Origin of the sequence: Streptomyces hydrogenans (assembly GCF_014656075.1) — a bacterium.
GTDB classification, from domain to species: domain Bacteria; phylum Actinomycetota; class Actinomycetes; order Streptomycetales; family Streptomycetaceae; genus Streptomyces; species Streptomyces hydrogenans.
In genome coordinates, this window is sequence record NZ_BNBS01000192.1 from 1 (window position 1) to 10067 (window position 10067).

General features: G+C 76.7%; 9 protein-coding genes and 1 pseudogene. 9 read left to right on the forward strand and 1 reads right to left on the reverse strand.

The window, feature by feature from the left end; translation table 11 throughout:
- Positions 1-1383: sensor histidine kinase (locus IE321_RS39115; RefSeq protein ID WP_190226426.1), on the reverse strand; the 1383-nt coding region annotated here is incomplete at its 3' end.
- A gap of 197 nt (positions 1384-1580) precedes the next feature.
- Between IE321_RS39115 and IE321_RS39120 the strand changes: the two genes are divergently transcribed.
- The 9 genes and pseudogenes from IE321_RS39120 to IE321_RS39160 form a co-directional block, all read left to right on the forward strand.
- Positions 1581-2402 (forward strand): SDR family NAD(P)-dependent oxidoreductase, encoded by an 822-nt coding sequence (locus IE321_RS39120; RefSeq protein ID WP_190226427.1) that lies wholly within the window; start codon positions 1581-1583, stop codon positions 2400-2402.
- A 295-nt stretch (positions 2403-2697) separates the two neighbouring features.
- Positions 2698-4437, forward strand: coding sequence for a CASTOR/POLLUX-related putative ion channel (locus tag IE321_RS42955; RefSeq protein ID WP_268257455.1), 1740 nt, complete (start codon positions 2698-2700; stop codon positions 4435-4437).
- A 94-nt stretch (positions 4438-4531) separates the two neighbouring features.
- Positions 4532-4888 carry a zinc ribbon domain-containing protein YjdM gene (locus IE321_RS39130; RefSeq protein ID WP_043225766.1) on the forward strand — a complete coding sequence of 119 codons (357 nt, stop codon included), beginning with the start codon at positions 4532-4534 and terminating at the stop codon, positions 4886-4888.
- 7 nt (positions 4889-4895) lie between these two features.
- A complete protein-coding gene (locus IE321_RS39135; RefSeq protein WP_190226428.1) occupies positions 4896-5270 on the forward strand; it encodes an ArsR/SmtB family transcription factor in 375 nt (124 codons plus the stop codon).
- A gap of 173 nt (positions 5271-5443) precedes the next feature.
- Positions 5444-6118, forward strand: coding sequence for a DUF1345 domain-containing protein (locus IE321_RS39140; RefSeq protein WP_190226433.1), 675 nt, complete (start codon positions 5444-5446; stop codon positions 6116-6118).
- A 163-nt stretch (positions 6119-6281) separates the two neighbouring features.
- The gene (locus tag IE321_RS39145; RefSeq protein WP_190226429.1) at positions 6282-7580 is read left to right on the forward strand and encodes an ATP-grasp domain-containing protein; all 1299 of its coding nucleotides are present in this window, start codon (positions 6282-6284) and stop codon (positions 7578-7580) included.
- Complete coding sequence (locus tag IE321_RS39150) at positions 7577-8482, forward strand: Rossmann-like domain-containing protein (RefSeq protein WP_190226430.1); 906 nt, start codon at positions 7577-7579, stop codon at positions 8480-8482. The genes IE321_RS39145 and IE321_RS39150 overlap by 4 nt, the downstream gene beginning before the upstream one ends.
- Positions 8479-9615: a PLP-dependent cysteine synthase family protein gene (locus IE321_RS39155; protein WP_190226431.1), complete on the forward strand. Its 1137-nt coding sequence runs from the start codon at positions 8479-8481 to the stop codon at positions 9613-9615. The genes IE321_RS39150 and IE321_RS39155 overlap by 4 nt, the downstream gene beginning before the upstream one ends.
- Positions 9612-10067 (forward strand): annotated as a pseudogene (locus IE321_RS39160) (dipeptide epimerase); the annotation flags it as partial. The gene IE321_RS39155 and the pseudogene IE321_RS39160, both read left to right, overlap by 4 nt.

Sequence of the window (10067 nt, forward strand, 5' to 3'; positions counted from 1 at the left end):
CGTGCGGGGCGCGGCCGGCCGGGCCGGCTCGGCCGGGGTCTTGCCGGCCTCCTGGTGCGCGGCCAGCGTCCGGCCGCGCCGCCGGCGCGGCAGCTGGATGCCGGACCCCTCGTCCCCGGCCGGGGTCTCGTCCGCGGTCTCCCGGGCCGTCTCCGGCGCGGCGGTCGGGACGGAGTCGGGGGCGGTACGGGGAGCGGGTACGGGGAGCGGCGCGGCGGAGCGCTCGGGCGCGGGCGGTCCGGCCGTCTCGGCGCCGCGGGTGACGATCTCCTGGGGGATCATCAGGACGACGCCGGTGCCGCCGCGGGCGGAGGGCCGGAAGGAGACCGACAGGTTGTGCTTGCGGGCCAGCCGGCCGACCACGTGGAGGCCGAGGCGGGTGCCGGAGAGTCCGGCCAGGTCCTGCGTCGCCGCGTCGACGGCGGCCTCGGCGCGCCGGAGCTGGACGTCGCTCATGGTCAGGCCGCTGTCCTCGACGGTGATGACGACGCCCGCCGGGACCTCCTCCACGTAGACGTGGACCTCCGCGCTCGGCGGGGAGAAGTTCGCGGCGTTGTCGAGGACTTCGGCGAGGGCGTGCATGACGCCCTCGGCGGCGTGGCCGGCGACGGCCGCCTCGCACTTGGAGTGCAGCCGGACCCGCTGGTACCCGGCGATCCGGCCCATGGCGCCGCGCAGGATCGACTCCATGACGATGGGCCGGGCCCAGCGGCGGCCGGAGCGGGCGCCGGTGAGCACGGCGACGGAGTCGGCGAGCCGGCCCGCCTGGGCGGTGCGGTGGTCGAGGTGGAGGAGGTCGGCGAGGACGTCCTCGTCGGCGTGCCGGTGCTCCATCTCGCGCAGGTCGGCCATCATGCTCGTGGCCAGCGCCTGCATGCGGCCGGCCGCGTTGGCGGCGGCGGCGAGGGCGGCGGCGCGGGCGGACTCGGCGCGGCGCAGCCGCTGCTCCAGGCCGGCGACCGTGGCCGCGTGCTCGGCGGCGAGCCGCTCCGCCTCGGCCCGCTGGGTGCGGACGAGCTCGTCGGTGCGGGCCGCGTGGGCGGCCGCCTCGGCGGCGACCGCGGCGGCGTGGCGCTCCTTCAGGGCGGCGGCCTCGCGCTCGACGGCGGCCTGGCGCCGGGCGGCGTAGGTGTCCTGGGAGGCGACCTGGGCGGCGAGTTGCTCGGCCCGCTTGGCCAGGCCGCGGGCGGTCCGCGCGTACCAGGTCAGGGCGAAGGTGGCGGCGCCGAGGAGCAGCACGCCGCAGACCGCGAACCAGGCCAGGGAGGGGCGGACCTCGGCCGGGGCGGCACTCGTCGCGGCGGCGGTGAGCGCACCACCCGCGGCGACGGTCAGCAGGGAGGCGATCAGGGCAGGACGGAACGGGGTGGGCGACGCCGACATCAACCGGACTCTCGAGAGGCAGGCACAAGGGAGGTTCGGAACGACCGCACTATAGAGGCGTTCTTGATCGGTTCGGAACTCTCCCTGACCGGATCGATATCCGGAGTGATACAAAACCTTCCAAATGGTGGCTCCGATTCCGGCTCGGACCGCTTCGGCGGGCCCGCCGCGCCCATCCCCCGTGCCGTACCGGCAGAATGACGGACCGTACGGTCCGTCCCCGACCGGAAGGCATCCCGGTGAAGCTGCCCGACACAGGCCGCGGCGTCCTCGTCAGCGGCGCCTCCCGAGGGCTCGGCCGGGCCGTCGCCCGGGCGTTCGCGGCCAACGGCGACCGGGTCGCCGTCCACTACGGCACCCGCGCCGACGAGGCCCGCGCCACCCTCGACTCCCTCGAAGGGACCGGGCACGTGCTGGTCGGCGGCGACCTCGCGGACCCCGCGGAGGCGGCCCGGGTCGTCGACGCGGCCGCCGAGGCCCTCGGCGCGGGCGGCGGCGGTGTGGACGTCCTGGTCAACAACGCCGCCGTGAACCTCCCGCACCCCCTCGCGCGGACGCCGTACGAGGAGTGGGCGGCGCTCTGGCAGCGCCACGTCGCCGTCAACCTGCTCGCCACCGCGAACCTGAGCCACCTGGTGGCCCGCCGCCTCATCGACCGGGGCGCGGGCGGACGGATCGTCAACATCGGCTCCCGGGGAGCCTTCCGGGGCGAACCCGACCACCCCGCCTACGGCGCGACCAAGGCCGCCGTCCACGCGCTCGGCCAGTCCCTCGCCGTCTCCCTGGCCCCGCACGGCATCGCGGTCGCCTCGGTCGCCCCCGGCTTCTTCGCCACGGAGCGGGTCGCGCCCCGCCTGGCGGGCCCCGAGGGCGCGGCGATCCTCGCGCAGAGCCCCTTCGGACGGGTCGCCGAACCCGAGGAGGTCGCGGCCGCCGTCCTCTGGCTCGCCTCGCCCGCCGCCGAGTGGGCCTCCGGCACGATCCTGGACCTCAACGGAGCCTCCCACCTCCGCAGCTGAAACCGGCGCGGTCCCGGCGCGAGGACGCGCGCGCCGGGTGCGCGGTTCGAACGCGTGCCGCCCGTGCGCCTGCCCGAAAGGATGAACGGCGGGCATCGGCGGCGTTTCTCGCCGGGGCCGCCGCCACCCTGCTGCCGTGCGTAAGGAGCGCGAGTTCACGGTCCCCTCCCAGCGGGCGCCCCGACGGGCCCGGCCAGGACCCGGGCCGGCCGGCCGGTCCGCGAAGCCGTCCCGGGCACGGCCGGGGGTGCGGGACCGGGCGAGGTACTGGGTCGACCGGACCGTGGTGCGAGGGGTGCCCGCCCTCGTCGCCTGGCTCGCCCTGGCCTGCCTGTCCCTGGTGGCCCCCGCGAGCGCCCTGCTCGTGTGGACCGACGACGCCTCGCCGGACACCCTCCGGGGCAAGGCGGCCACCGTCTGGCGGACCGTCGGCCAGACCCTCCGGCTCGGCGGCGAGGTCGGCCCGCCGCTGCGCATCGCCCTGTCGGTCTTCCTGGCCCTGGTGTCCCTGCTGTACGTCTCCACCCTCGTCGGCCTCGTCACCACCGCCATCACCGACCGCCTCGCGGAGCTGGAGCGCGGCCAGACCACGGTCGTCGAGCGCGGCCACACCCTGGTGCTCGGCTGGTCCGAGCAGACGCCCACGCTCGTCGCCGAACTCCTCGCCGCCCACGCCCAGCGGCGCGCCGGCGCGGTGGTCGTGCTGGCGGACCGCGACAAGGCGGAGATGGAGCGGGAGGCCCGGGACGCGCTGCCGTCCCGCGGCCGGATCCGGCTGCTGTGCCGGCGGGGCCGCCCCACCGACCCGGCCGCGCTGGCGCGCGTCACCCCCGCCGCGGCGGAGGCGGTCGTGGTGCTCCCGCCGGACGGCCCCGGCGCCGACGCCCAGGTGATCAGGACGCTCCTCGCGCTCCGGGCGGCGGTGGGGGAGGGCTGCCCGGTGCGGATCGTGGCGGGGGTCCGCGACACCGCCCACCTGCCGACCGCCCGCCTGGCCGCCGGGCCCGGCGCGGTGGTCCTGGACGTCGACGACCTGGCGGCCCGGCTGCTCGTCCAGTGCGTCCTGGAGCCCGGGATCGCCCTCGTCCTGGAGGACCTGCTGGACTTCGCGGGCGCCGAACTCCACACCCTGCACCGGCCCGGCCTCGCGGGCCGCCGCTACGGCGAACTCGCCGCCGCCTGCCCCGACTCCTGCGCGGTCGGGATCGTACGGGCGGACGGCACCCCGCACCTCAATCCGCCCCCGGACACCGAGCTGACCCCCGGCGACGGCCTCGTCGTCCTGGCGGAGGACCACCGTGCGACCGTCCTCCCTGCGGCCCCGGCGGCCCTGGCAGCCCCGGTCACGACGGCGGTCGGTCCCGCCCCGGTCCGGCCCACGACGGTGCCGGCGCTCCGCCGGGCCCTGCTCCTGGGCTGGAACGGCCGGGGCGAGCGGGTGGTGGCGGGGCTGGCCCGGGGCGGGGTGGTGGCGGTGCGGGGCGACGAGGGGGCGTTCATGGTGCGGGAGGGCGTCGGAGTGGCGGCGGAGCCGGAGGCGTACGACCACGTGGTGGTCCTCGCGGGGCCGGGCGGCGACGGGCAGTCGGACCCCGACGGGCGGACCCTCGTCGCCCTGCTCCACCTCCGGGCGCGGGAGCGGCGCACCGGCCGGGCCGTGCCGGTGGTGGCCGAGCTCACCGACGCCCGCAACCGCCCGCTCGCCCCCGCCGCCCGCCGCACCGACCTCCTCGTCACCGGCCGGCTGACCGCCCTCCTGCTGGCCCAGGTGTCCCAGAACGGCCATCTGGCGGCCGCCTTCGACGAGCTGTTCGCCCCCACCGGCCACGGCGTCCGTCTCCGCCCCGCCCGCGACTTCGTCCCGCCCGGCACCGAAGCCCCCTTCGCGGACCTGGCCGCTGCGGCGGCCCGCCGGGGCGTCGCCGCCCTCGGCTACCGTCCCCGCGACGCGGCCCTGCCCCGCCTCAACCCGCCGAAGGCCGTGTCCCGGACCTGGTCCGCGGGTGACGTCCTGATCGTGGTGGGGCCGGCGTGACCCGGCGACCGGCGCGATGCGCACGGACCCCGCCCCCCTCCCCTGCGGCTTGCGGATTTTCGCAATTGCTCACATCGCTCCGTAGGATCGAGGGGTGAACGAGAACCTGCCCCCCTGCCCCACGTGCTCCGGCGTCTACACCTACGAGATGGGCGCCCTGCTCGTCTGCCCCGAATGCGGCCATGAGTGGCAGGCGGGCGGCGAGGCCGCCGCCGAGGCCGAGGGCGGCGCGAAGGTGATCAAGGACGCGGTGGGCAACGTGCTCGCCGACGGCGACACGGTCACCGTCGTCAAGACGCTCAAGGTCAAGGGCAGCCCCAGCGGCATCAAGGCCGGCACCAAGGTCCGCAACATCCGCCTCGTGGACGGCGTCGACGGGCACGACATCGACTGCAAGGTGGACGGCTTCGGCGCCATGCAGCTCAAGTCGAGCGTGGTCAAGAAGGTCTGACCCCGCCATGACCAGGGCCGCGCCGCTCTACCAACTCAAGGCGGAGTTCTTCAAGACCCTCGGCCACCCCGTCCGCATCCGCGTCCTGGAGTTGCTGAGCCGGCGGGAGCACGCCGTCTCGGAGATGCTCGCCGAGATCGCCGTCGAGCCCGCCCACCTCTCGCAGCAGCTCGCCGTCCTCCGGCGCGCGAACCTGGTCGTCGCCCGCCGCGAGGGCTCCGCCGTGCACTACGCGCTGACCGACCCGCGGGTGGCGGAGCTGCTCGCCGTCGCGCGGGCGATCCTGTCCGGCGTCCTCGCCGGCCAGGCCGAACTCCTCGCCGACCTGCGGGCGGCCGGACCGGAGTCGCCCCCGGGCCCGGAGCCGACCCCCGGCGGCTGAGGGAAGCCGGCGCTCGCCGGGAGCGCCCCACTCCTCGTGCGGGATTCGGCGTGGGGATCTCCCGCGCCGCGACCTCCCGCGCCGCGACCTTCCGTGTTCCGGGTCCGTGGTGTCGTACCTTGTGCCGTATCGGTCGGTCGTCGTCGCGGCGAGAGGGTTCCGTCGTGCCCCTGGTGCGTTCCTGGCTCCCCGAGCGACCCCGCTCGACCGTGAGCTGGATCGCGGCGGGCTGCACGGCGGCCCTGTTCGTGCTGGTGCTCGACGACGCGCGGCGGTTCTCCGTCGCCGACGTCGGCGTCATCGTGCTCTTCGCGTACCTGTTCACCTACCTCGCCGTCACCCTCACCGCCTTCTCCACCGCCGCGCCCGAGGCCGTCCACGCCTGGGCCGGGCGCCGCGAGGAGCGGGGCACGGTGCTCCAGCGGTACGTGCTCGGCAGCGCCCCCGGCCCCGGCGTCTCGCTCTCCATCGGGGCGGCGGCCCTGCTGGTCGCGGTGGTCTGGCGTCCCGGACACCTCGGCACCCACCTCGGCGAGGGGGTCCGCGTCGCGATCGCCCTCGCCCTCGTCGTGACCGCCTGGGTGACCGTCCTGACCGCCTTCGCGGTCTGCTTCCACGCCGACAACATCGTCGAGGGCGAGCGGGCCCTCGACTTCCCCGGTGACGGGCCCGCCCGGTGGGCCGACTACGTCTACTTCGCCCTCTCCGTGATGACCACCTTCGGCACCACCGACGTGGACGTGACCTCCCGCGAGATGCGCCGCACGGTCTCGGCGAACGCGATCATCGCCTTCGTCTTCAACACCGTGACCGTGGCGAGCCTGGTCGGCGCCCTCGACGCCGGCTGAACCCAGCCGCCCGCGCCCACCCCCTCGTTCCTCGCCCGGCCCCTCCCTCTCCGGCGGCTTCCCGCCGCCCTCGGGCATGCCCGCGCCCCGCTGTTGGAAATGAAAACGATTTCCGATAGCGTCTGCGGCGCACGCAACCGACGGCAATCCGAGAGGAACTCCGGTGGCACACCTGCTGGTGCTCGAAAGCTGGGTGGGGTCGATGAGCAGACTCCTGCCCGCCGCCATCCGCCAGGCCGGGCACGAATTCACCTTCGTCACCCGCGACCTGCACCACTACCTCCGCGCCGCCCCCGCCGACGAGGGCCCGCACCCCCTGCTGACCGCCCGCAACATCGTCACCGCCGACACCAACGACCTCGGCACCCTGCTCCCGCGCCTGGAGGCCCTGCACGCCGTCCTCCGCTTCGACGGCGTGGTCTCCTCCTGCGACTACTACCTCCCGGCCGTCGCCCGCACCGCCCGCCGGCTCGGCCTCCCCGGCCCCGCGCCGGAACACGCCGAGGCCGCCTGCCGCAAGGACCTGACGCGCCGTGCGCTCGCCGCCGCGGGTGTCCCCGGACCCCGCCACGCCCGCTGCGACGGCCCCGGCGAGGCGGCGGCCGCCGCGCGGGAACTCGGCTACCCGCTCGTCGTGAAGCCCGTCGACCTGTGCGCCGGCATGCTGGTCCGCGCGGTGCGCGACGAACGCGAACTGGAACGCGCCTGCCAGGAGCTGGCCGACTTCCCGGTCAACGCCCGCGGCCAGGACCGCGACCCGGCCGTCCTCCTCGAAGAACTCCTCCGGGGCCCCGAGGTCAGCGTCGAGACCGTCACCGCCGGCGGCACCACCCACGTCGTCGGCGTCACCGACAAGAGCATCGGCGGCGCCCCCGCCTTCATCGAGACCGGCCACATGTTCCCCGCCGGGATCGAGGAGACCGCCGCCGCCTCGGCCGCCGCCACCGCGCGGCGCGCCGTCGAGGCGCTCGGCCTCGACCAGGTCGTCTGTCACACCGAGCTCAAGCTGACCCCCGAGGGCCCGCGCGTCATCGAGGTCAACCCCCGCCCGGCAGGCAACCGCATCACCGAACTCGTCCGCCACGTCACCGGTGTCGACCTCGCCGCCGCCTGCGTGGACGTCGCCCTCGGCCGCGCCCCCGCCCTCGCGCCCCGCCCGACCGGCGTGCGCAGCGCCGCCGTCTCCTTCCTGCTGCCCCACCCCGACGAGCTGCCGCCCGGCACCGACGGCGTCCTCGCCGGCATCGACGGCGCCGACGCCGTCCGAGGCCGCCCCGAGGTCCTGGAACTCACCCTCGCCGCACCCGGCCGGACCGTCCGTCCCGCCACCAGCAACAACGCCTACCTCGGTCACGTCATGACCGCCGACACCCACGGTCCGGGCGCCCGCGCCGCCGCCGAGCGCCTGCTGGCCGCCCTGCGACCCCGCTACACCGCCGCGACGGTGACGGTGCCCGCGTGACCCTCCCCGCCCCGCACCCGCAGCCGGCGCGCACGGTCCCGCACCCGGCGCGCCCCGCCCCCGCCGCCCCTTCCCGCGTCCACGACGACCCGGTCGTCCGGACCCTCGCCGACCTCCTCCACCTGGTGCGCGCCGGGGCGTACGGCCCCGATCCCGCCCGCACCCGGATCGCGCTCGCCTTCACCACCGCGCAGGCGGTCCGCCACGAGGGCCGGGCCCGGGGATACCGCAACGAGGTGCTCAGCCTGCGGCTCGGCGCCGCCGTGGGCTCCTGCGCCGTCGAGCCGGGGGCGCTTCCTCCCGGAGCCCTCGACGAGTGCGTCGGCGCCACCGTCGCCGAGCTCCTCGACCACCCGCTCACGCCCGTGCGGATCGCCGCCCTCGACGCGTACCTCTCCCATGTCCGCCCCCACACGCCCGCCCACGGCGCGCGCCCCCACCCGCTGCCGGCCGGCGACAGCCTCACCCGCTCCCGGGCCCGGGCCCGCGCCGTCGTCGACCTGCTGCCCGACCCGGCGCCAGGCCGCCCGGTCCTGGTCGTCGGCGTCGTCAACTCGCTCCTGGAACGGCTCCGCGCCCGCGGCCTCGCCTACCTGCCCTGCGACCTCAAGGGCGGCACCACCGAGTGGGGCGAACCCGTCCACACCGGGACCGCCGCCCTGCTCGACCGCTGCGGCGCCGTCCTGGCCTCCGGGATGACCCTCGGCAACGGCACCTTCCAGGGCCTCCTCGACCACGCGGCCCGCACCGGAAAGCCCCTCGTGATGTTCGCCCAGACCGGCAGCGCCGTCCTGCCCCGCTTCCTCGGCACCGGCGTGACCGCCGTGTCGGCGGAGCCGTACCCCTTCTTCTGGCTCGACGGCGGTCCCGGAGTCGTCCACCGCTACGGAGACCGCGCATGACGCTCGCCCCCGCCCCGCCCCGCTCCGACGCGCCGCCCGCCGAACCCGGCCTCCTCGCCCTGGTCGGCCGCACCCCGCTCGCCCGGATCCACACCCCGCTGCCCCACCCGCACCCCGGCTTCTGGGCCAAGCTCGAAGGACTCGGCGCCGGGGGCATGAAGGCCCGCGCCGCCGTGTCCATGCTCACCGGCGCCCGGCGGCGCGGCGAACTGCGCCCCGGTGCCCCCGTGGTGGAGTCCACCTCCGGCACCCTCGGCCTCGGGCTGGCCTTCGCCGGACAGGCCCTCGGCCACCCCGTCGTCCTCGTCGGCGACACCGAACTCGAACCGTCCATGCGCCAGTTGCTCCGCGGCCACGGAGCCCGGCTCGAACTCGTCGACCGGCCCGCGGCGCACGGCGGCTGGCAGGCCGCCCGCCTCGCCCGGCTCCGCGAGATCCTGGCCCGCACCGAGGACGCCTACTGGCCCGACCAGTACAACAACCCCGACAACCCCGCCGGTTACCGCTCCATGGCCGCCGAACTCATCGCCCGGCTCGACCACCTCGACGTCCTGGTGTGCAGCGTCGGCACCGGCGGCCACAGCGCGGGACTGGTCGGCCCGCTCCGCCGCCGCTGGCCCCGGCTCCGGGTCGTCGGCGTCGACTCCGTCGGCTCCGCCCTCTTCGGCCAGCCCGCCAGGGCCCGGCTGATGCGCGGCCTCGGCAGCAGCATCCGCCCCCGCAACGTCCGGCCCGAACTCTTCGACGAGGTCCACTGGGTGGGCCCCGCCGAAGCCGTCGACGCCTGCCGCCGGCTCGCCCGCGGCAGCTTCGTCTCCGGCGGCTGGAGCACCGGCGCCGTCGCCCTGGTCGCCGCGTGGGCCGCCCGCGCGGAGCCCGGCGCGGTCGTCGCCACCGTCTTCCCCGACGGCCCCCACCGCTACCTCGGCACCGTCTACGACGACGCCTACTGCCACGCCCACGGACTCACCGGCGCCACCCCGGCCGGCCACCCGCTGGAGATCCCGCACCCGCGCGCCGCCGAGGCCGTCGGCTGGACCCGCTGCCGCACTCCCGCCGCCGCCCTCGCTCCCGCCCCCGATCCCACCCCCGTCCCCGTACCGCGCCCGCCGGCCCCGGGAGGAGCCGTATGAACCACCTGACGAGCACCACCCGCACGCCCCGCATGAGACTCACCTGGACCACCACCACCCTCCACCTCGCCGAACCGCTCCGCATCTCCCGCTCCGTCACCGCCCGCCGCGACGCCGTCCACGTCCGTCTGGAGCACGACGGGCTCGACGGCCGGGGAGAGGCCGTCAGCAGCGCCTACCTCGGCCTGCCCACCCGGGAGATCCTGCGGCACCTGGCCGCCGTCCGGCCCGACGTCGAGCGGCTCCCCGACCCGGAGACCGCCTGGGCCGAACTCGCCCCCGCCGGAACCCTCGGCGCCGCCCTGCCCGCCGGGGTCCTCGCCGCCGTCGAGTCCGCCGTCCTCGACCTCACCGCCCGGCGGGCCGGCGTCCCGGTGCACCGCCTGCTCGGCAGCCCCCGGCCGCCCGCCCCGCCCACCGCCCGCACCCACGGCATCGTGCCGCCCGACCGC

Excerpts from the sequence above, each read along its gene's own strand:
- IE321_RS39135 (WP_190226428.1), top strand. The coding sequence starts at position 4,896 with ATGACCAGGGCCGCGCCGCTCTACCAACTCAAGGCGGAGTTCTTCAAG.
- IE321_RS39120 (WP_190226427.1), top strand. The coding sequence starts at position 1,581 with ATGACGGACCGTACGGTCCGTCCCCGACCGGAAGGCATCCCGGTGAAG.
- IE321_RS39155 (WP_190226431.1), top strand. The coding sequence starts at position 8,479 with ATGACGCTCGCCCCCGCCCCGCCCCGCTCCGACGCGCCGCCCGCCGAA.